The following is a 21,771-nucleotide window of genomic DNA, read 5'->3' on the forward strand; positions in this document are numbered from 1 at the left end:
TCCTGCCGCTGCGAATTGGGGCCCGGCCGCGAACTGGGGTCCTGCCGCTGCGAATTGGGGCCCGGCCGCGAACTGGGGTCCTGCCGCTGCGAATTGGGGCCCGGCTGCGAACTGGGGTCCTGCCGCTGCGAACTCGGCGCCGGCCGCCCACTCGGCCCACGCTGCGAATTGGGATCCGGCGGCGAATTGGGCTCCTGCCGCTGCGAATTGGGGTCCTGCCGCCGCTTCGAACTGGGCTCAGGCTGCCAATTGGGGCCCCGCTGCGAGCTAAGGGTTCGGACAACTGCTACGAACGGGGCCCGCTTTTAACTGGCAATTGGGGCTCCGATGCAAATCGGAGCCCACCCCCGTCCCGTGATTGATAGGCAATCGCTGCTAGGAGCCGGCCAGTCCAAACGTGCTTGCTTGCGAACGAACGACGAGGATGCGTGATGACAACGCGGCTCTTCCATTACATCAGGATATCTGACGATGCTGATGAACTATGATGTTGTGGTTATCGGTGGAGGCCCGGCCGGGAGCACGGTCGCCGCGCTCGTCAAAAAATATTCTCCGCAGCTGAGTGTGCTGGTGCTCGAAAAAGCTCACTTTCCCCGGCACCACGTCGGCGAATCTCTGCTGGCCGCGGCGAGCCCTGTTTTGCATGAGATGGGTGCGTACGACAGGATTAATCAATACGGCTTCATCGAGAAGCTCGGTGCCAGCTACGTCTGGGGACAAAATCGCCAGCCATGGGGGTTTGAATTCTCAAAGCTGATTGCCGACTTGGTCAAACAGGGACAACGGCTTCCCGAGATGTACACAAAAGGCTGGCACGTCCGAAGAGCCGAATACGATCATCTTTTGCTAATGACAGCCGCCGATGCCGGAGCCGAAGTACGCTTTGGTGCGCGGGTCAGCGACGTGGTGATCGACGAAGCTAGTCAGCGTGTTGTTGGCGCCAAGTTCTCGCAAGATGGACGCGACTATGTCGTGAAGAGCTCCTGGGTCATCGACGCGTCGGGCCAGGACGGGCTGCTCAGCCGAAAGTTTCAGTTACGTCAATACGATGAACGCATGAACAATTTCGCGCTTTGGGGCTATTGGCAAGGCGCGAAGTGGGAAATGAAATATCTCGGCCATCCCAACCTAGCCCGCATCTTCGTCGCGACGACTCCCCGAGGATGGATTTGGTACATTCCTGTACGTCATGATGTGATAAGCGTTGGCTTGGTCACGCACCGGGATATTTTGAAGGACAGCGCGGTCGATCCGGAAGCGCTATACCGGGAAGAGGTCGCAGTCTGTCCGGAAATTCACGGCCTGCTTGGCGGCGCAAAGCTCATCCGCCTCTCGGACGATCAGAAACGCGATATCTGTGTCATTCGGGATTGGTCGTATGACAGCCGGAAGATGGCGGGATTAGGCTGGGCATTGGTTGGCGACGCTGCGGGATTTGTTGATCCGATCCTCTCTTCCGGCGTGATGCTTGCCCATGAACTTGGACAGAAAGCGGCATGTGCCATCAACAGTTCGTTTCGCGCGGCCAATGACGAAGAAGTGCAAAGATACTGGACCTTCTACGAAGACACCTACAGGACCTATCTGGACGCCTATCGCAGCATGGCGTCGTTCTGGTACAACAATAACTTTTCTATGGAATCGTGGTGGTGGCAGGCGCGGCGCGGCCTCGCGAAAGCGCAAAGCAAAGTAGACCTGTCCAGTGCCGAGTCTTTTATGCGCGTCGCGTCCGGATACGCGAATCGTGCCGAGTCATTAAGTCTCTTTGGAAGCTATCCGCTCCACGAAGCTCAGAGTCTGGTAAATGGGCTGTTCGGAAAGGCGGCCGTTCAGGAGCGCACGGTCGAGAAATATGCCAGCGGACCCGTGCGTTTGCAGGCCCGTGCTGTCTTGACCAATGGGCAATATTTTTATCGCGGGTTCGTCCGCGAGGCCCCTCGCATTGTAAACCAGGAGAACGACCAGTATTTGGACTTGCATCCGGGAGAAGACGTCCTCGTTGATTTGCTGGACGGATCGCACTCGCTCTCGGATCTCAACCGCATGGCCACAGGAATCCGGCACGCAAATCCGCGGCTGCCTATCCGCACGGGGACTGAGTTGCTCGTTCAATTGGACAGCATCGGCGCCATTAGTTTTGGCTGAGTACCGCCGTTTCGTTCGAGGATCAGGGGCTCCGTCCGTAACGGAACGCCGCGCATCATTGATCGTGAAGGCTAGATCAGCTTCAGCCCCTTCAGGCTCGCATGCCGCTTCGGCTGACGATGATGTGGTCGTCCACGGCAATGTCGAGTGGCGCGGCGGTCGCGATGATCGCTTTCGTTGAAATGCCTCGGCTCGTCGGCCCCGCCGGGCGTATCACCCCGGCCACCGTTCCATGCGTGTACACGCTCTCGGATATTTCGCAAATCCATCGCTGTTAATGGCGGTGCCATAGGTTATCCGTCTGTCCTCGTGTGCGTCTACGACATTCAGCGGCTGGCTAAGAAGCCAAGATGTTTCGCCCGGAACTGAGATACGCGTGAAATGCAATCAGAAAGATAGGTGCGATAATCAACAAGCAGCCCTTCAAGATCCCGTCGTCCGTCCGTGGGCACGGGCCGTTTTTCGCTCATGTTGCTCCGCGTTGCCGTGTCGAACTTAAGGTCTGCCTGCCCTCGCCAGCCGCCGGAATGTGATGCGCTGCATCGCGACCCGGATGGCTCTCGTTTCGTTGCTAAATGCCTCGCCAGTTTGCTATGATTGATTTTAACCGTTGTGGGTTGAGGAAACCGTGATGCGCATGGCGAACGGATTGGTCGCGCTCGTACTCGGATTTTCCGTTACATGCGCAGGCTCCGCGGGCGCACAGACCTTGCGGATTGGGCTGCAGGAAGATCCTGATCGGCTTGACCCCGCGCAGAGCGCAACCTTTGTCGGCCGCATCGTTTTTGCAGCCGTTTGCGATAAGCTTATCGATATTGATGCCAAGCTTAACTACATTCCGCAGCTTGCGACGGAGTGGTCCTGGGGTGCTGACGGCAAGTCGCTGACCTTGAAGCTGCGCCCTGATGTCGTCTTTCACGATGGCACGCCGATGGATGGGGAGGCGGTGAAGGTCAACCTGGATCGCTACAGGACGGCGGACTATTCGAGCCGCAAGGGCGAGATGAAATCAGTCGCCAACGTCGTCGTGGTCGATCCGCTGACGGTTCGGCTCGAACTGTCGCGGGTGGATGCGCCGCTCTTGAGTGTGCTCGCCGACCGTGCGGGTATGATGCTGTCGCCGAAGGCGCTCGCGGAAGCAGGTCCGAATATCGCCAACCGGCCGGTGTGTGCGGGGCCGTTCAAGTTTGTCGAGCGCGTCGCCCAGCAGAAGATCGTGTTCGAGCGCTTTGAGCAGTACTGGAACAAGAGCCAGATTCATCTCCAGCAGGTCGTGTTCGAGCCGATGCCGGACACGACGACGCGGACGGCTAACCTGCTGTCGGGCGGTCTTGAGATAGTCGAGCGGCTGCAGCCGAGCGACTTGAAACAGCTGAAGGCGGACAAGCGTGTTAAGGTCGCTTCGACGACGGCGCTCGCCTACAATACCATCTCGATAAACCTCGCCAACGGCCCGAAGGCCGCCGCGTCCGTGCTCGCCAAGGACCCGCGGGTGCGCGAGGCGCTTGAGCTGTCACTCGACCGGGATGCAATAGTCCAGGTGGTGTTCGATGGCGAGTTCGTTGCGACCAACCAGCCGCAGTCGGTCGCGAGCCCTTGGTACGTCAAAGAGCTGCCGGTACCGCGACGGGATGTGGCGCGCGCGAAGGCGCTGCTTGCGGAAGCGGGGATATCGAAGCCCGCTTTCACATTGTCGGTCACTACCAATCCGATTGAAAGCCAACTCGCGCAAGTGATTCAGGCTATGGCGGCAGAGGCGGGCTTCGAGGTGAAGATCGAGGTGATTGAGCAGAATGCGTTAATCGCCAAGACAACAAAGGGCGACTACGAGGCGGCGATCGTCATCTGGTCCGGGCGCGCCGATCCCGACGGCAATATCAGCATTTGGCTCACCTGCGATGGCTTCCTCAACTGGGGCAAGTACTGCAGCAAGGATCTGGATCGGATACTTGCCGACGCACGCGCGAAGACCGATCCCGTCGCGCGGCTCGCGGACTATACGGCTGCCGCCAAGATATACCTTAGGGATCGCGGTCACATCTTCCTCTATAATCATAAATGGCTGTGGGGGCTCAGTGAGAAGGTCGACGGATTCAACACGCATCCCGACGGCATCATTCGCCTGCAGGGCGTGACGCTACGGCAGTAGGAACGCCCGGGCGGCAGGGTCGGTTGACCTCTCCGCCTTCGGCCGCGGTCCTGTCGGCGATCACCCGATCTTACTTCCGCGCCTCGAGTTGTCCCCTGGCCCAGGTGGCGATCTCGCCGGTAGTGGCCTGCCATAGGCCATCGATCGCGCGCAGGCGTGTCAATGCCTCGTCGAGAAAGCGAATGCGGTGGGCCATGCCGAACAGCCAGGGGTGGATCGACACGCCGAAGTTGCGTCCGGAAATCATGCCCTCCTCAACAAGCGTTCGCGCCGCCTCCTCGATGAGATCCGGATAGCGCCACGTCTCTACGCGGCGCAGCCAGAACAGGAAGATATCGTCCCACTCGATCTGGTGCGGGATCGACACAAGTCCCGGTTCCATCAAATAGGCCTGGTCATCGTTTGACCAGTCGACGAGGTAGTGGATACCGGCGTCGGCCAACAGTGCCGGCGTATTTGGTGCCTCGCCCTGGTCCTGACTTAGCCAACCCCTGGGCGCAGAACCGGTTGCGCTCGCGACGGCCGCAATCGATGCGGCGATGTAGGCGCGCTGCTCGGCGTCGGTCATGTTGCTTGAGATGATTCGCGTTGCGTGCGTTCCGTGCGCCAGCACTTCCCAGCCGCGGCGTGTCACCTCCGCGACCAGCGCGGGATAGCGCTCGCAGGCCGATGCGCCTATGGCTACGCTCGCCTTGATGGCGTGCCGGTCGAGCACGTCGAGGACACGGAAGATGCCAACACGATTGCCGTATTCGCGTTGCGTCCAGGTGCGATAATCCGGCGCTTGTGGACCGAACTCGCTGATGAAACGCTGGTCCTTGACGGATCCCGGCGGGGGCGCGAGTTCCCAGTGCTCGATGAAGAGTGTGACGTGGAACGCGACGTACGCGCCGTTTGGCCATTGGAAGCGCGGCCGTAACGGCAGCGCTGAATATTGGTACAGTTTGTGATCCACAGGCGTTTGCTCTCCTGACTAAGCAATCTGGCCCAGATGCGCCTGAAAGGTCGGCAACGCGTTGGCGATGTACCAGTCGGCGATCTCGGCTCCGGTCGCCTGCCAGACGCCCTCGCGGGCCATGATCTGGCCGAGCGCACGGTCGAGATGGCGGATGCGATGGGGCTGACCCATCATGTAGGGATGCAAGGCGATGCACATGACACGCGGAATCTCGGCGCCTTCCCGCCACACCGTCTCGAAATGATCGAGGATCATGCGGGCGAGCTCCTCGCCTTCGGTATCATAGCGGTAGAGCACGGCGTCGTTGAGATCCATCGTGTAGGGCACGGTGACGAGTGAGCCAGAACGCACCTTCAAGGGGGTCGGTTGATCGTCGTGATAGAGATCGGCCGAATAGGTGAAACCGGATTCGGCGACGAGGTCGAGCGTGCGTGGCGTATAGGAGACGCCTGGCGAGAACCACCCCCTGAGCTGCCGCCCAGTCAACTTGCGAAAGCGCGCCACGCATTCGGCGATGTAAGCCCGCTCCTCATCCTCGGGCATCTCCCAGAGATACGACGTGTTAAAGATGCCGTGGCAAAGCGTGTCATATCCGCGCGCTTCGCAGGCATGCATGATTTCGGGATGCATCTCGAAGTTCGCGAGATTGAGTGAGACGGTGCAGCGGATCTTGTGTTTGTCCATCACGTCGAGCATGCGCCAGACGCCAACGCGGTTGCCGTACTCGCGCAGCGAGTAGCCGAGAACGTCGGGATGCGGCATACGCGGCCACGGATTGCGCACGCGGACGGGTCCGGGGAGATACTCATAGTGTTCGATGTTCGGCACCACCCAAAGTGCGATCCGCGCGCCGCCGGGCCATTTGAACAATGGGCGCGCCTTGATCGGCGAAAAAGTGAAGAACTCGCGATCCATCGGGATGGCTCCGCCGTCGGCCGGCTAACGTCCAATTGGAAGTTCAATGCGGCGGCTTGGCGCGATCAGAAAATTTCTCGCCCGCGGCCACAATACCACATCCTTAACCGTTCCGGCCACGGCCAGTTCATCATAGCTGTCGTCGGCGTCCGAAAGAGCCCGCCAAACTCCGCCATCAGGCCAAGCGCGGCAGCGGGCCGGTGTCCACGTGGCTCGATCATCGGAGCTTGAAGCATAGTCCACCCGACAAGCGCGAACGTGATGCGCCCCCTCGTTTGCATGGCAATGTCCTCGATGGATGGCTCGCCAGCCAGACCCGGTATGTTGTACATATCAAATTGCGTTGCGTTGAAACGCGATTTTGATCCTGCTGCCCGTCAGTATATCGGCGGCGAATGCAACGACCGTCCTGCGCGATCAGGGAACCCGGAGATCAAATGGGTGCCAACAATCTGTCCAAGGCTTTCGGCCGGATCTTCGCGCCGCGTGAAGATTGGCTGGCTCAGGCACAACCGGAGGAAATTCTGGAGCCGGAACTCGCCATCATCGATAGCCATCATCACCTCTGGGAAGCAGCAGGGCGCTATCTCCTCGAGGACTATCTCGCCGACCTCGGAAGCGGCCACAACGTTGTGGCAACCGTGGTGATCGAAAGCGGCTCTCATCAGCGAACCAAAGGACCGGTCGAATTCCGTCCCGTCGGCGAGGTCGAATTCGCTGCAAGGGTTGCGGCGCAATGTGAGACCGATTTGGGGATCAAGACCCGCGTCGCAGCCGGCATCGTGGGATTCGCGGACCTCACGCTTGGCGATCGGGTGGAACAAGTACTCGCCGCCCTGATCGAGGCGGGCGCCGGGCGATTGCGCGGCATTCGCCACTCGGCCGGCTGGCACGATGATCCTGTCATCGGAAACAATCACCATGGCGCCGGTCCCGGACTCTATTTGCGCGGGGATTTTCGAGTCGGCCTCGCGCGACTGACCGCCGTGGGACTGCCGTTGGATGCGCTGGTCTACCATCCACAACACGGCGACCTGATCGATCTGGCGCGTTCGTGTCCCGATGCGACGATCATCGTGAACCACACCGGCATGCCGCTGGGCTATGGTCCGTTCGCCGGCCGGCAGCAGGAGGTTCAAGCGCAATGGCAGGCTACCATGCCTGAGATAGCCGCCTGTCCGAACGTCGTCATGAAGCTCGGTGGAATGATGATGCGGCTTGCGGCGTTCGACTACCACATGGCACCAGGCCCGGTGTCTTCTGAGCAATTGGCGGCCTGTTGGCGCCCCTACATCGAGCCGTGCATCGAATGGTTTGGCGCGAGGCGCTGCATGTTCGAGAGCAATTTCCCGGTAGACAAGATGGGGATCGGCTACGGGGCGCTTTGGAACGCGTTCAAGCGCATCGCTGCGACAGCGTCGTTCGATGAAAAGGCCGCGTTGTTCGGCGGCACCGCGCGAAGAGTTTATAGTCTTGACTGAGGCAGGCTTGCCGACTCAAAGCCGGTGGCTTGGTCCAGGAACGAGGCGCGCCGCTCGCCAAGGAGTTTGACAAAAATAATCAGGAGAAGCTTTTACGGGGCCACGTTTGGCGAAGAAGCCGCGCCTCAACAGTATCCTGCGGTCCGACCTGGGGGAGCCTCATCGGGGCCGAGAGTTTGGTCTCGACCATCAAAACATATACTCACCGCCGTTGAGGTGTAGCGCCTGACCGTTCATGAAGCTGCCCGTGGTACAGAGATAGAGACAGGCATAGGCCAGGTCGTCAACATGTCCCCATCGGCGTACCGGGATGATCTCCTCCACGGCCTTGCGGGTGGTCTTCGGGTACTGGCTCCAGTCCCGTTCGGTGTCGATTGCGCCGGGCACCACCGTGTTGGCAGTGATGCCGAAGGGACCAAATTCGCGGCCCAAGGCCTTCGAGAAGCCGTGCATGCCCGCTTTGGCGGCGATGTTGTAAGCGCGATTGACCATGTGGCCAGTGAAGCCATCATAGCCGGACACGTGTATCACGCGCCCCCAGCCCCGTTTCTTCATCCCCGGGATCACGTGGTGGGCCAGATAGAAGCACGAAGAAAGGTTCGTGCGAATCGCCCCGTCCCAATCCTCGATCGTGATCGTCTCGAAAGGCTTGTGGAGGCGGCGGCCTACGTTGGAGATAGCAATATCGATCGGACCGAAGGCGGAGGTCGCCGTTTCGACCATGCGGGCCACCTCCTTGGGGTCGCCCACGTCAGCCATGACACCGATGGCGCGGCCGCCCGCCGCCTGAATCTCCGCAACGGTTCGATCGACGTTGGCTTGGGACGTGTGTCCGTTGACCACCACCGCCGCGCCGGCTTCCGCGAGCCGTCGCGCGATGGCAGCACCGATGTTTTGGCCCGATCCCGTGACGATCGCCACGCGATCTTCAAGGCTGGCGTTGTGAAATCCCGACATCCGCAATTCCGCTCCCTCTTAAAGTTAAACTCCGCTTGAGGAGTGCGCCAGCATCTTATCACAATGCCTTCGTCATCAGCGCGATACTGTCAGTGACGCACGAAGATATCCAACGTGATCTTCGTAATTATTTTGGCAGCCTTAGGTGCGGCCTCGTTCGGGTCAAGCAAGCCTGCAATGTCGCTTTGCTTTTCTGCAATCTGGATGCGCGGCAACGAGTTTCACTATCCCGAGCGGCCTCCCAATTGTTCCGCCCTTGAAACCGCTCGAGAACTGGCCGAAGTTCAATCCGCGCGACACGCGGTGACAGATCGCATCGCTTGTAACTTAGCGTTTCATTACGGAGGCCTAAGGCACAGATGACGAAAATGATTGCTGAATTGATCGAACAACGGTTTGGGCTTCCGAGCAGAGCTGGACACGACACTCCGGCGGAGGGGGAGCTAGCGGCGATCCTTAGTCATCGAACCCACCGGCGCTATACGGACACGCCGATCTCCGAAGATTTAATGCAGCAAGTGCTCGCCGCTGGCCTATCGGCGCCGGCTAAATCGGATCTGCAGCAAGTGGCGATCCTTCGCGTAGAGAACGCCGGCCTCCGCCAGGCGATCGCCGAGTTACTTCCATCCATGCCGTGGGTCGCCCAGGCGGCGCGGTTCCTGGTGGTGTGCGGCGATTCTCGCCGCATCCGTCGTATCTGCGAGCTGCGTGACATTCCCTTCGCGAACGATCACCTGGATGCATTCTTGAATGCCACGACCGATGCCGCCCTGGTACTGCAAAATCTAATCCGCGCGGCAAGCGCGGAAGGGCTTGGCGCTTGCCCTATTAGCGTGATCCGTAACCATGCGACACGTATTGCCGAACTGCTAGCGCTCCCCGATTATGTATTTCCGTTGGCGGGCCTCTGCCTCGGCTGGCCATCACGCGAGGGATTTGTCAACCTGCGCTTGCCCATGGCACTGACGGTGCATGTCGATCGCTACAACGACACAAACCTTGCCGTCGAGATCGACGGCTACGACCGTCGCCGCGACGCGCGTCACAACATCCCAGAGAGTGATTGGCGTCAGGTCGAGCGTTTCGGAAAACCATCGCTCTATGGTTGGTCGGAGGACAAAGCCCGTCAGGTCTCCGTACCCGAGCGGCAGGATTTTGGAGCGTTCGTTCGCCGTCAGGGTTTCAAACTGGACTAGGAATGAAGGAGTGACCCTTCGCAAATGCGTCTTTCTGGCCAAAGCAACTCGCAAAGCGACCGCCGGCAGTAGCGAGAAGAGTGAGTTGCTCTGTCACGATGCGCGCATGTAATATCGTTGCGATTGATCACCGCGAATGCGCCAATAGCCGGCGTCCTGAAGTCCGGATCAAAGGATTGCTCTCCGTTCGCCAATCATTGCATAATGCAAGCCGCGAACAGAACGTCGAGGAGGAACGAGTGGCTTATACCCTAGAGCAATTGAGCACTGACATCCGTGAGATCCTTAAGGCGGATTCCGGGGCCGCCGGCAAGCAATCGGTTTGCAAACTCGTGTCCAAGGTGCTGCTGGACCAGGAGTTTGTCGCCAGGCACCTGACCGCCGAGCAGTGCCGGCCACGCAAGGTCTTGTACGAGGATCCGGATCTGGGATTCTGCGTTTGCGGCCATGTTTACGAGAATGCCGCCCAGGGCGCGCCGCATGATCACGGCTCCAGTTGGGCGATTTACGGCTTGGCGATTGGTGATACGGAGATGACCGACTGGCGCGTTGTCAAGAAAGGTGAGGGTGATGCGCCGACTCTGGTCGCGCCGATCAAAACCTATGTCCTCAAGCCGGGCGATAGCCACTTCTATGATGTCGGTGTGGTTCACTCGCCGAAGCGGAACGGACTGACCAAGCTGGTGCGTATTGAGGGCAGGAATCTGGATCACGTGCAGCGTTCGAATATCAAGGCGGCCTGATACCGTGAAGCTCGACTGTGTGACGATCAATGGTATCTCCAGTGCGAGGGGTCGAGGACATGTCGGGCAATAGGACCAAACGCATCGATGCACGAGAATTGAAGGCCCAACTTCACGATGGCGGCGAGTTGGCTCTGCTCGACGCGCGCGAGGAGTTGCCGTTTGGCAGGCGCCACCTTCTGATGGCGTCTTGCGTTCCGCTCAGCCGACTGGAATTGTTGGTCGACGATCTGGTGCCGAGACGCGGTGCACGCGTTGTCTGGTGCGATGATGGCGAGGGGCTGGCGGCGCGCGCCGCGGAACGGATGTCCGCGCTCGGCTATCAGGACGTCGCTTCGCTGGATGGCGGAATCGCTGCGTGGGAGGCGGCGGGCTTCCGCGTCTACAGTGGCGTGCATGTGCCCAGCAAGGCATTTGCCGAGGTCGTCGAGCACGAGGCGGGCACGCCGTGGATATCCGCCCAGGATCTTCGGGCGTTGATTGATTGCAAGGCCAACATCGCGATCTACGACAGCCGCTCTTACGAGGAATACCACAACAACAGCATTCCGACGGCTATTAGCGTGCCCGGCGCGGAGCTGGTGTATCGCTTCGCGGATCTCATGCCGTCGCCCGAAACTACGATTGTCGTCAATTGCGGCGGCCGCACGCGCAGTATCATCGGCGCGCAATCGCTGATCAGCGCCGGCGTGCCCAACAAGGTTGTGTCTCTGAAGGACGGAACGATGGCCTGGCACCTCGCGGGCCTCGAGGTGGTGCACGGGGCGGCGCGAAAGCCACCCGAAGTCAGCAGGCATGGAATACAGTCCGCGGGCGAGGCCGCTTCAAGGGTTGCGGCGCGCTGCGGCATTCAGCGGATCGACATGCGCATGCTCCAGTCATGGCGTGCCGAGGCGGCGCGACGCAGCCTGTATGTTCTGGATGTGCGCTCGCCTGAGGAATACGAAGCCGGCCATTTGCGCGGTGCGCGCTCTGCGCCTGGCGGCCAACTCGTGCAGGAAACCGACTCGCATGTTGCCACTTGGGGCGCCCGCGTCTTACTGGTCGACGATAACGGCGTCCGCGCAACCATGACAGCGTCGTGGCTGAAACAAATGGGCTGGCTGGATATTGCGGTTCTGACCGCTGGCCCGGCTGATGGCGATTGGGAAACCGGACCGCATGTGCCGCGCACTCTCGGCCTCGAAGCGGCCTCAGCGCCGTATATCGATGCGGAGAATTTGCACGATCGATTGGCCGCGGGCAACGTGGCAGTGATTGATCTCGACCTGAGCAAGCGCTATGCGCAGGGGCATATACCGGGTGCCTGGTTTGCGATCCGATCGCGCCTTGGCGCTGCGCTGGCGAAACTTCCATCCCATCAGGCGATTGTGCTGACGTCGCCGGATGGCATGCTGGCGGCACTGGCGGCGGCTGAGTTGCAGGCCGTCTCGTCCGCACCGGTGATGCCCCTTGTCGGCGGCACGCAGGCCTGGGTTCAGGCCGGATTGCCTCTTGAGACGGGGGCAACCCGCATGGCCGACCAGGCGGACGATGTGTTCCTGTCGCCACGAGAGCGTGGCCAGAACCGCGAAGATGCGATGCGCGAGTACCTGACCTGGGAGATCAATCTGGTCAACGACATGGCGAAAGACGACGATCATCGCTTCCGCATCATTGCATGAACTGAAACTGCTGTTGGCTTCCGACAGAGATCGGTTGGCGATTTAAAGAATACGGGCCTCAAGGAGGGCAGCGCTGACGGCTAGCGACGGGTTACGCATCAATATTTCATAACCTTCGACCGGCGGTTGAGCACTGTTGGCGCAGAGCGGAGCCACTAGGCTTGCCGCGACGTGTCAGTGTCCGTAGGACGAGCGGACGCCGAAGAGGTGGGCTACCCCACCTGATCGCCGGCCGCGAGTGCATCTCATGGATGCTTTCGCAAGAATCTCATCAGATCCTCGATGCAACGGGAGGCGTAGCCGTCGCAGATATTGTGGGCCGCCGTGTCGTAGTAAACGAGTTCGGAACTCGCGATTCTCCGGTTCATCTCCTCGTAGGCGCTGGCGTGTCCGATTTTTTCCTTACCCGCCGCAACGATGAGCGTGGGAGCCTTGATCGTCGAGACCTCGTTCATGAAATCGTGCGTGCACATGTGGAGGACAAAGCGGGCGATGAAGGCAGGATTATTCGAACCCGCCTGTTCAATGAACCATTTGACCAGATCGGGATCGGCTGAGGAATCAAACCGCTCGTCAATGGTATCGGCGAGGAATTGCTTCAAGCCGATTTCCTTGATCTTCGGTATCCATGTCGGAGCATGGCTATTCTTGAGGCCCGGCGTCGACCCGAAGAGAGCGAGTGACTTGACCCTGTTCGGATGGTTGATCGCCAATTGCTGCGATACATATCCGCCGGCCGAATTGCCGACGACGTGCGCGCGATCGGCTCCGACCAGGTCGAGCAGGGTCAAGGCATCGGACACCAGCAATGAGAGTGAAAAATCATCCGCAGGCTTCGGGATCTGGGAATTGCCGTGACCTCGCAGGTCAAGTCTCACGACCCGATAGCGACGCGACAGCGGCGGCACCCACTGGAACCAGCGTTGGGAATTGCCCATCGCAGCGTGGAGGAGAAGGACCGTGTCGGGCTTGCGCCACGGATCGGTAAAGTCGTCGACGTAATAGGCAAGCCGGAGTCCGTCCGCCGTGCTGAAAGTGCCATTCATTTGTTTCTGGTCCCTGGCATGATTGTCATGCGTCATTCGACCTTGATGTTGGCCTTGTCGATCACCGTCGTCCATTGTTGAACGAGCGCGTGCCATTGCGCATCGGCCTCTTGCGGCGAGTTCGCGATCGGGGAGAATCCCAGGTTGGCAAGTTTCTTTTCGTTTTCCGGATCATGAAGCGACTGCGTGAAGGCGCGGTTCAGCTGATCGATAATTGAATCGGGAACGCCCACGGGTGCGTAGATTCCCCAGTAGGAATTGCCGTCCAGGTCCAGATGGCTCTCCGCGAAGGTTGGAACGTCGGGAAGACTCGGCTGGCGCTTCGCTCCCGTCAGGGCGATCGCGCGAAGCTGACCCGTCGCGATGTACGACGCGGCGCTGCTGATGCCCACGAACGCCATATCGATTTCGCCTGACAATACGGCGGTCAACGCCGGTGCAGTACCTTTATAGGGAATGTGCGTCAGATCGATCCCGGCAGCGAGCTTCAGCAGTTCTCCCGCCAGATGGGGGCCGGTCCCGACTCCGCCCGACCCGTAGTTGAGTTTTCCGGGCTTTGATTTTGCCAACGCGATGAGTTCGTCCAGCGTTTTGACCGGAAGATTCGGATTTACAACTAACAACGCGGGCGAGGTTGCCATCATCGTTACGCCCTTGAATTCCTTCAAAGTGTCATAAGGCAACTTGTCCTTGAAAAGGCCGGGATTGATCACGAACGCCGAATCCGATGCAAGCAATGTATAACCGTCGGGCGTCGCGCGGCTGACGGTGCCGGTGCCGATCATTGTCGAAGCGCCAGGTCGATTGTCGACGATGATAGTCTCGTTCAGGATATTGCCGGCCTGGGGCGCTATTATTCGAAAGGCGATATCGGTACCGCCGCCGGGGGCGTAGGGTATGATGACGCGGACCGGATGATCGGGATAGTTCTGTGCCGATGCGGCATTCGTCGTCATCATGATCACGGCGATACAGACGAACTCCGACAGAAGCGACTTGAAATTCATGAAAGCTTTCCTGCTCTCGATGGATGTGACGAACTCCCTGACTGTTGTTCCTGCAATCAGCTCGCCTTCGCATCTTGGGCTTCGGAACGTCGTCGGCTCACGGCATCGTCGCGAGCCGTATGGCGAGCGAACACGCTCGGTCGTACTCGTCGAGATTGATCCACTCGTCGATGGTGTGCGCTTCGTTCTGGCCTGCGCCGAAGGTTACGGTCGGAACACCGTGGCGGACCATCCAGTTCGCGTCGAGCCCGCCATTCGCGGCGCGGATGGTCGGTGTTCCACCGATGCTGGACACCGCAGCAACGGCGCGCTTGACCACGGGCAGGCTATCTTTCATGCGGAACGGATAGTAGTCGGTCTCGGCCTTGAACTTGACGCGGCCTGACTTGCCGTCGCTGTTCTTGACGCGCTTTGCAGCCTTCTCGAACGCCGCCTTGTAGGCCTTGGTGATCTCCTTGAAGAATTTGGGGTCGTGGCTGCGGCTTTCGCCGCGCACGTGCACATAGTCGGTGACGACGTTGGTGGCGTCTCCAGCTGGCCGGCCGTCGCCGCCGGTGACGGGGCCGACATTGCTCGTGCCCTGCCGCTTGCCTTTCACAACCTTGCCAAACCAGCCACCGGCCCTCACGTCGGCGAGCGCAAGCGCAAGGATCATGGTCGAACTGATCCCGCGCTCCGGTGCGACGCCGGCATGCGAGGCGCGGCCGAAAATTTCGACCTGCCAGCGATCCGCGCCGACGGCGCCGATGGTGACATTGGAGGCAGAGCTGCCGTCGTAGTTGAAGGCCATGACCGGCGAGCCGAGGTCAGCGGTGTTGACGTGGCGCGCGCCCCATAGCCCGCTCTCCTCCCGCACGCAGAACAACAGCGTGATCGGCGGATGATCATGCTTCTGCTTCGCAAGCTCGGCGGCCAGCGTGACGAGAACGCCGCAGCCGGCGCGGTTGTCGCCGCCAAGCGCGGTCTTCGCTGAATTGACGATCTTCCGGCCGGCGAGCTGCGGTTTCGCTCCGGCGCACAGCGGCACGGTGTCCATGTGGGTCATGAACATGATCCGCGGCTGGTTGTGCATCCCGCCGCGGCCAGGCAGATCGACAATGAGGTTGCCGGTTTCGGTCGGCACAGGAATGCGTGTGTTCGCGTCGTCGAGGCGGATGGCGTCCGCCGGCACACCGCCTTCTTTCAGCGCCGCGGCGAGCTCGCGCCCTATCGCTGCCTCCTTTCCGGTCACGCCCTCGACGGCGAGGAAGCGCATGAGGCGGTCAGTGGCGGCTTGAGTGTCGACAGGCATGACAAATCCCTTGATCAGCAAGTTTGTCAGCATCCTTCGCGGCGCCTAGCTTCGCAAGGCTCCTCAACGCGGTCTGCCGAGATAATTTCATGGTAAGCTTTGCGAGGCGTCCTGGCCTATCGGTGCAGCGAAACCTCTTTAAGGATGGTCAGCTTCCTGTCCGCGATGCCTTCGATCAGCACCAGCTTGCCGGCCTGATTGTGGTCGTCGAACTTGACCGGCGCGCCCATCACGTTGGTGAACTGGATTTTCTTGATCGCGTCGCGGATGGCGGTCGGATCGGTGGAACCGGCCTCGGCGATGGCCTTGAGCAGTAGCCTCATGGCGTCGTAGCCGGCCCAGGTCTGCAGCACCGGCGTGGTATTGTGGCGCTTCTCGACTTCGGCGACGAAGGCCTTGTTGGCGGGAGCATCGACCAGATAGCTGTAGGTCCAGGCGGTGATCGAGCCGTCCATGCCGCCGGCCTGGGCGATCTGAAGATTGTTTCCGCCGGGGTCGAAGCGGCCGATATAGGGAATCCGAACTCCGAGCTGCATCGCGTTGCGCAGGAAATTAAGCTGGTCGCCGGCGAGCTGGAACAGCGCGATCGCATCCGGGCGGCTTTGCTGGATCCTGGTCAGCAGCGAAGTGAAATCAGGATAGCCTTGGGGGTGAAAGTCGGTGGAGATCACCTCGAGGCCGTCCTTCTTGGCGACAGCCGCGAAAGCGGCGGCGCCGCCGCGGCCAAAATCGGTGTCCTCGCCGAGCACGGCAACGCGCCGGATCTTCGAGCTTTGGCTGAGATAGAGGCCAAGCGCCTCCATCATGTCGTCATCGGAAGGGTTGATGCGGAACGTCCATTCGTTGCCGCCGACCCCCGACAGTTCGGTGATCTTGGGACTGGAAGCGATGCCTTCGACCATCGGGACCTTTGCTGCGGCGATCAGCGGCATGGTAGCCAGCGTCGCCGAGCTGCAGTGAGCGCCGAGGATGGCCACCACCTTGGCCTCGATCAGCTTGTTGGCGGCGTTGACGGCTTCCGACGGATTGCATCGGTTGTCGTAGGCCAACAACTCGACTTTCTTGCCGAGCACCCCGCCGGCCGCGTTGACCTCGTCGAGCGCGATCTGGAAACCCCAACGCTGCCAGAGGGCAGGGGCCGCCGCGGGACCGGTATCGGGCACGCTGGCGCCGATCACGATGGTCTGAGCGTTGGCCGCGACCGGCAACGCCAGCACGAACCAGACCGCCGCTGCAAATATTCCTCTCGACATACCGATATCCCTTCTCACATGTCTGATGCCGGCAAAGACGCGAAATGCCTGCCGCTGATGCGGCTTATTGGCCCGAACCCGAAGAATTCCAGACAGCTGAATGTTTTCGACGTGATGTTCCGATTATCGAAACGACGTTCCGAAAATGATTAGAAGAAAATCCCGCTGCCCTGTCAAGCAACGGCGGTCGGCCGGCACTTGGTGCGACCAAGCCTCCTGCTGCCGTACCATCCGCTCCAAGGCTTGCCAATATTGACGCCCGTCCTCCGGTCGCTTACCTCTCTTCAACAAGAACACTGTTCCTCTTATCGGAATGTGGCCATGGGTGCCGAAAGCCAGTCGGTTGCGCGAGCGGTCGATATCCTGGAACTGCTCGCCGAGAACGGCACGCTGGGGGTGCGAGAGATCGCCCGTCGCATGCGGCTTTCTCCGACCATCGTGCACAGGCTGGTCAGCACGCTGGCGTCCACCGGCTACGCCGAGCAGGCGCCGGACACCCATAAATACCGCATCGGCTATCGCGCTTTCCGGATCGGCTGCGGCTTCCTGTCGCAAAGCGATCTCGATCGCGCCAGCACCCCGGAACTCGTCGCCCTCGCCGAGCAGCATCAGGTCAACAGCTTTCTCGGGGTGTTGCGCGATCACGCGGTGGTCTATCTCAAGGTGGTGAAGAGCAACGGTCCGATCGTGATCAACAATGCGCCGGGATCGCTGGCACCGCCGCATTCGACGGCGTTCGGCAAGGTGCTGCTGGCGGCGCTGCCGGACAAGCAGGTGGCCGAGGTGATGGGGCACGAGCCCTACAAGCGGTTGACTCGTAAGACCAAGACCTCGCTGCGCGCGCTGCTGGCCGAGCTGCGCGAGGTCCGACAGACCGGCATCGCGATCTCCGACGAGGAAAACCTCAACAATGTCTACTCGGTGGGCGCGGCGGTGCGCGACGCCAGCGGCACCGTCGTCGCCTCGCTGAGCGGGGCGGTACCGCGTCAGGGATTGACCAAACGCGAGATCGATCATCTGTGTAGCCTGGTCCGCGATGCCGCCGACAGCGTGTCGCGCAAGATGGGCGCGCCGCCGACGTCGTCCGCACTGGGACGGTAGTCCAGAGCGGGGCAGTGACGATAAGAGTGCTCGAGCATAATTCATCCCGCTCTACCCAGCTTCAGCGCATCGAACACTTTTTGAAGGTGCACCGGGTCCTTGACGCCCGAAGCAACGATTTCGTCGAGCCCGACGCTTTCATAGGCGGCGAGCGCCGCCTTGACCTGGGCCGGCGTTCCGCTGGCGCTGTGATGCGTCACTACCTCGTCGTCAATCAGGCGATCCACAGTCGCCCAGTCCTCGCGGGCGAACGCGCCGGCGAGCGCGGCCTGGTCGAGTGACGTGCCGGCCAGCGCCAGGTTCTGCGCATGGTGCTGACCGCGCAGGATGAAGCCGAGGGTGCGGCGGAGCCGGTTGCGGGCGGCCGTTTGATCGTCGTCGCTCGACACGTAAACCAGCGCGGTCTTCCTGATGCGGCGCCCGGCCTTGTCCTCGCCTTTGCGCACGAGGCCGAGGGTCCAGCGGATGAAGGCGGGGGAGGTGGCGGCGCTGATCAGGACGCCGTCGGCGGCGGCGCCGGCCAGTTCCAGCATCCGCGGTCCCGACGCCGCAAGGAATATCGGAATGTCGCGTGTGCCGTTGGCGAGGCGACGGCCCGACACGCTGAAGCGCTCGCCCTTGAATTCGCAGGTCTCGCCGCTGAGCAGGGCCCGCGCCACGGCGATGGCCTCCCGCAAGGTGCGCAGCGGATGTTCCGCCGCAAGGCCCGCCGCCTCGAGGTCGCGCGGCGCACCGACGCCGAAGCAAAGCTTGACCCGACCCGGGAAGTGCTCGTCCAGCGTCGCGGCGGCCATGGTCGCGTACAGCGGATGCACGGAATAGGGACTCATCGCCATCAGCGCGATGGAGATGTTGCGGGTGGCGGCGAGGGCCAGCGCGGCGGTCGCAATCGGTTCGCGCTGGAACAGATGCGACGCCAGCCACAGCGTCGACGCGCCGCCTTGTTCGGCGATCGCCACCATCGTACGCAGGTCCGCCGGCGTTTCGCTGCCGTCCGAGGAGAGTCCGATTTCACTGGGCATGTCGGGCCTTGCACAAAAGAAGCGGGTGCCGCGTCACACGATCCGGGGCGTGATTTCCTCGGCAAAGAGCTGCATCTGGTCGAGTAGTTCCTGCACGTCGTTGGCGGCGAAATACAGTCCCAGCAAATGCGTGACACCGGCATCCTTGAACCGGTGGATCTTCTCGACGATGGTGTCGGGCTCGCCGATCAGGTTGATGTCTTCCATCGACAGGCCTGCCTGGCCCTTCAGGGTCGATTTCGACAGCGACAGAAGGTGCTTGTGCATCTGGCTTTGCTTATAGCGCGCGACCGCCGCCTCGTGGGTCTTGCCGACGTGCGCGACGTATTGTGGCGCCACGGCGATGGTCGAGGGATCGCGCCCTGCGGCAGCCGCCATGTCCATCATCTGCGTGACCATGCCCTTGAGCTTTTCCGCGGGCATCCCGGCCGGAATCCAGCCGTCGGCGCCCTCGGCGACGCGCCGGATGTGGTTTTCATTGTTGCCGCCGAAATAGATCGGCAGCTTCCGCTGTTTCGGCTTCGGGAAGAACTCGACGTCCTTGTAACTGTAATACTTGCCCTCGAACGTCGCATTGCGCTCCTCGAACAGCAATTTTAGCGCCCGGACGCCTTCTTCCGCCATATCGCCGCGATGCACGCCGCCTTCCGGACGCAACGCATCGAATTCCTCGCGATAGGCCCCGACGCCGACGCCGATTTCGAGACGGCCGCCGCTGAAATGGTCGAGGGTGGCGATCTGCTTGGCGAGCACGACGATGTCGCGCCGCATCGGCAGCACCAGGACGCCGGTGCCGAAGCGCAGCGTCGTCGTGTTGGCGGCGATGAACGCGTAGGTCATCAGCGGCTCCCAGAACCGCGGCGGCACCGGGAATTCCTCGCGAACGTAATGCTGCGTGGTCATGTGGTCGTTGCCCCACACCGAGTGATAGCCCAGCTTCTCGGCGTGCTGCGCGATCCTGATCAGCGTTTCCGGGCTGGAAAACGGGATCGGATAGGTCAGGCCCTCCATTCCGGTGGGCAGCCCGGCGCTCACGATCAGACTCATGGTTCGCTCCTCTCCGGGCCTTTCGCCCACTGCGTGTGTCGAAAGGGTCAGTTGTGACCGCGGCGGCGGGACGCCGTGGCATCGTGGTCGACGGTGTAGTCGTCGCGCAGCACGACGCCGTAGTCGCGCTCCGCCGCCTGGCACGAGACCAGGCCGAAATCGACATCCTCGGCGACCTTCATCGGATCGCGCTCGAACGGATCGCCGAGCCCGCCGCCGCCGGGCATTTCGATGATGACGGCCTCGGTCTTGGGAATGGTCTGCTGGCCCTTGCTCTTGAGCATGGCGCCCGAGCCGAGCGACAGAACACCGGGCTTGCCGTCCTTGCCGCCATTGCGGCCGCGCGGCGGATACACGACGCGGTCGTAGTTGGCGCTGATCGCGAACGCGGCGTCATCGAGGGTGACGACCTCCATCACTTGTCCGAGACCGCCGCGGTAGCGTCCTGCGCCCCCGGAATCGATGCGGTATTCCTTGCGCCGTATCAGGAGCGGCGACATCGCTTCGGTGACCTCGACGGGAACGTTGCGAACGCCGCTGGGAAACGCGGTAGCGGACAGGCCATCCTTGCCGGGCCGCGCGCCGGTGCCGCCGGAATGGAACGACATCACGTTGAAGACCCGGGCCTTCATCATTTCTGCGGAATCCGCATCAATCTGGCTCGAGCCGCCGAAGGCGAACAGATTCCACAGGCAGGAGGTGCCTTCGGCCGGCACCTGGTCGTCGAGCGCCTGGCTGAGGCACCCGATCACCAGATCGGGCAGCATCTGCCCGACGACGTGACGGGTTGCGACCGGAAACGGATGCAGCGCGTTGAGGATGCAGTTCTCCGGCGCGTGCATGCGCAACAGCGCCAACGAACCCTCGTTGTTCGGCACCTTCGGCGCGATGATGCACTTCACGCCGAAGCTGGCATAGGCCTCGGTGTAGCAGAACGGAACGTTGATGCCGAAAGAGGAGGGCGGCGAGGTGCCGGAGAAATCCACATCGATGCCGTCGTCGCCGATGGTCATTGTCGCGACCAGGTCGAGCGGCTTGTCGTAACCGTCGACCCGCATGGTGTTGCGAAAGGTGCCCTTCGGCAGCTTGCGGATCGCCTCCAGCGTGGCGCTGCGCGAGCGCTCGAGAATATGTTCGCCCAGCCGGTCGAGGCTGTCGATGCCGAACTCGTTCATCATCGCGAGCAGCTGCCGGCTGCCGACGTCGTTGCAGCCGGCCAGCGAATAGATGTCGCCGACCACCTGCACCGGCTCGCGGACATTGGCCTTGACGATCTCGATCAGGGTCTCGTTGACACCCGACGCGCTGGCAAAGCGCATGATCGGGACATACAGCCCTTCCTCAAAGACCTGGCGGGCGTCCGGGCCCATGCCGCGGCCGCCGATGTCGATCACGTGGCAGGTCGAGGCGAACAGCGCGACCAGCCGGTCGCCCCTGAATACCGGGGTCACCACCGTGAAGTCGTGGAGATGCCCGGTGCCTTTCCACGGGTCGTTGGTGATGAAGATCTCGCCGGGCCTCATGGTGGTCGTCGGGAACGCTGCCAGGAAGTGCACCACCGCGCGCGCCATCGAGTTGACGTGGCCGGGGGTTCCTGTGATCGCCTGCGCCAGCATCCGGCCGGCGGTGTCGAACACGCCGGCGGAGACGTCGCCGGCCTCGCGGGTAGAGGTGCTGAAGCCGATGCGGATCAGGGTCTGCGCCTGCTCCTCCACCACGGCGATCAGCCGATCCCACATGATCTGCTGGTGGATCACCAGGATCGGATCTTCAATCGGGGCCAAAGTGGTATCCAT

Annotated in this window: 18 protein-coding genes; 7 read left to right on the forward strand and 11 right to left on the reverse strand. The window is 61.5% G+C overall.

Annotated features, from left to right (window positions below):
- The first annotated feature begins 471 nt into the window (after positions 1-471).
- Both VK804_RS08595 and VK804_RS08600 read left to right on the forward strand, forming a co-directional pair.
- On the forward strand, positions 472-2,145 hold the full coding sequence (locus VK804_RS08595; protein ID WP_325369895.1) for an NAD(P)/FAD-dependent oxidoreductase: 1,674 nt from the start codon (positions 472-474) through the stop codon (positions 2,143-2,145).
- 631 nt (positions 2,146-2,776) lie between these two features.
- Complete coding sequence (locus VK804_RS08600) at positions 2,777-4,294, forward strand: ABC transporter substrate-binding protein (RefSeq protein WP_325369897.1); 1,518 nt, start codon at positions 2,777-2,779, stop codon at positions 4,292-4,294.
- Positions 4,295-4,364: 70 nt separating this feature from the next.
- Here the strand turns inward: VK804_RS08600 and VK804_RS08605 are convergent, their stop codons facing one another.
- Both VK804_RS08605 and VK804_RS08610 read right to left on the reverse strand, forming a co-directional pair.
- A complete protein-coding gene (locus VK804_RS08605) occupies positions 4,365-5,249 on the reverse strand; it encodes a polysaccharide deacetylase family protein (RefSeq protein WP_325369899.1) in 885 nt (294 codons plus the stop codon).
- A gap of 18 nt (positions 5,250-5,267) precedes the next feature.
- Positions 5,268-6,167 (reverse strand): polysaccharide deacetylase family protein, encoded by a 900-nt coding sequence (locus tag VK804_RS08610; RefSeq protein WP_325369901.1) that lies wholly within the window; start codon positions 6,165-6,167, stop codon positions 5,268-5,270.
- A gap of 437 nt (positions 6,168-6,604) precedes the next feature.
- Between VK804_RS08610 and VK804_RS08615 the strand changes: the two genes are divergently transcribed.
- A complete protein-coding gene (locus tag VK804_RS08615; protein ID WP_325369903.1) occupies positions 6,605-7,648 on the forward strand; it encodes an amidohydrolase family protein in 1,044 nt (347 codons plus the stop codon).
- Positions 7,649-7,837: 189 nt separating this feature from the next.
- Here VK804_RS08615 and VK804_RS08620 read toward each other — a convergent pair whose 3' ends face one another.
- On the reverse strand, positions 7,838-8,605 hold the full coding sequence (locus VK804_RS08620) for an SDR family NAD(P)-dependent oxidoreductase (protein WP_325369905.1): 768 nt from the start codon (positions 8,603-8,605) through the stop codon (positions 7,838-7,840).
- 89 nt (positions 8,606-8,694) lie between these two features.
- Entirely contained in the window at positions 8,695-8,820 is a 126-nt protein-coding gene (locus VK804_RS08625) for a hypothetical protein (RefSeq protein ID WP_325369907.1), read from the reverse strand.
- Between the two features lie 144 nt (positions 8,821-8,964).
- Between VK804_RS08625 and VK804_RS08630 the strand changes: the two genes are divergently transcribed.
- The 3 genes from VK804_RS08630 to VK804_RS08640 all read left to right on the forward strand — a co-directional run bounded on the left by VK804_RS08630 (position 8,965) and on the right by VK804_RS08640 (position 12,208).
- Positions 8,965-9,801, forward strand: a complete 837-nt coding sequence (locus VK804_RS08630) for a nitroreductase family protein (protein WP_325369909.1) — start codon at positions 8,965-8,967, stop codon at positions 9,799-9,801.
- 176 nt (positions 9,802-9,977) lie between these two features.
- Positions 9,978-10,544 carry a hypothetical protein gene (locus VK804_RS08635; protein ID WP_325369911.1) on the forward strand — a complete coding sequence of 189 codons (567 nt, stop codon included), beginning with the start codon at positions 9,978-9,980 and terminating at the stop codon, positions 10,542-10,544.
- Positions 10,545-10,603: 59 nt separating this feature from the next.
- Positions 10,604-12,208 (forward strand): rhodanese-like domain-containing protein, encoded by a 1,605-nt coding sequence (locus VK804_RS08640; RefSeq protein WP_325369913.1) that lies wholly within the window; start codon positions 10,604-10,606, stop codon positions 12,206-12,208.
- A 245-nt stretch (positions 12,209-12,453) separates the two neighbouring features.
- Here VK804_RS08640 and VK804_RS08645 read toward each other — a convergent pair whose 3' ends face one another.
- The 4 genes from VK804_RS08645 to VK804_RS08660 all read right to left on the reverse strand — a co-directional run bounded on the left by VK804_RS08645 (position 12,454) and on the right by VK804_RS08660 (position 16,805).
- Positions 12,454-13,254, reverse strand: a complete 801-nt coding sequence (locus VK804_RS08645; RefSeq protein WP_325369915.1) for an alpha/beta hydrolase — start codon at positions 13,252-13,254, stop codon at positions 12,454-12,456.
- A gap of 32 nt (positions 13,255-13,286) precedes the next feature.
- On the reverse strand, positions 13,287-14,261 hold the full coding sequence (locus VK804_RS08650; protein ID WP_325369917.1) for a tripartite tricarboxylate transporter substrate binding protein: 975 nt from the start codon (positions 14,259-14,261) through the stop codon (positions 13,287-13,289).
- Positions 14,262-14,358: 97 nt separating this feature from the next.
- Positions 14,359-15,552, reverse strand: a complete 1,194-nt coding sequence (locus VK804_RS08655; protein ID WP_325369919.1) for a M20/M25/M40 family metallo-hydrolase — start codon at positions 15,550-15,552, stop codon at positions 14,359-14,361.
- Between the two features lie 116 nt (positions 15,553-15,668).
- Positions 15,669-16,805 (reverse strand): ABC transporter substrate-binding protein, encoded by a 1,137-nt coding sequence (locus VK804_RS08660; RefSeq protein WP_325369921.1) that lies wholly within the window; start codon positions 16,803-16,805, stop codon positions 15,669-15,671.
- Between the two features lie 321 nt (positions 16,806-17,126).
- On the opposite strand from VK804_RS08660, the gene VK804_RS08665 reads away from it, so the two are divergent.
- The gene (locus tag VK804_RS08665; protein ID WP_325369923.1) at positions 17,127-17,906 is read left to right on the forward strand and encodes an IclR family transcriptional regulator; all 780 of its coding nucleotides are present in this window, start codon (positions 17,127-17,129) and stop codon (positions 17,904-17,906) included.
- A 41-nt stretch (positions 17,907-17,947) separates the two neighbouring features.
- Here VK804_RS08665 and VK804_RS08670 read toward each other — a convergent pair whose 3' ends face one another.
- The 3 genes from VK804_RS08670 to VK804_RS08680 are packed head-to-tail and all read right to left on the reverse strand — an operon-like array spanning position 17,948 to position 21,771.
- A complete protein-coding gene (locus tag VK804_RS08670; protein ID WP_325369925.1) occupies positions 17,948-18,928 on the reverse strand; it encodes an LLM class flavin-dependent oxidoreductase in 981 nt (326 codons plus the stop codon).
- Positions 18,929-18,961: 33 nt separating this feature from the next.
- A complete protein-coding gene (locus tag VK804_RS08675; RefSeq protein WP_325369927.1) occupies positions 18,962-19,975 on the reverse strand; it encodes a TIGR03619 family F420-dependent LLM class oxidoreductase in 1,014 nt (337 codons plus the stop codon).
- Positions 19,976-20,022: 47 nt separating this feature from the next.
- Positions 20,023-21,771, reverse strand: a complete 1,749-nt coding sequence (locus tag VK804_RS08680) for a hydantoinase B/oxoprolinase family protein (protein ID WP_325369929.1) — start codon at positions 21,769-21,771, stop codon at positions 20,023-20,025.

It is taken from the genome of Bradyrhizobium sp. (assembly GCF_035484855.1).
Taxonomy (GTDB): domain Bacteria; phylum Pseudomonadota; class Alphaproteobacteria; order Rhizobiales; family Xanthobacteraceae; genus Bradyrhizobium.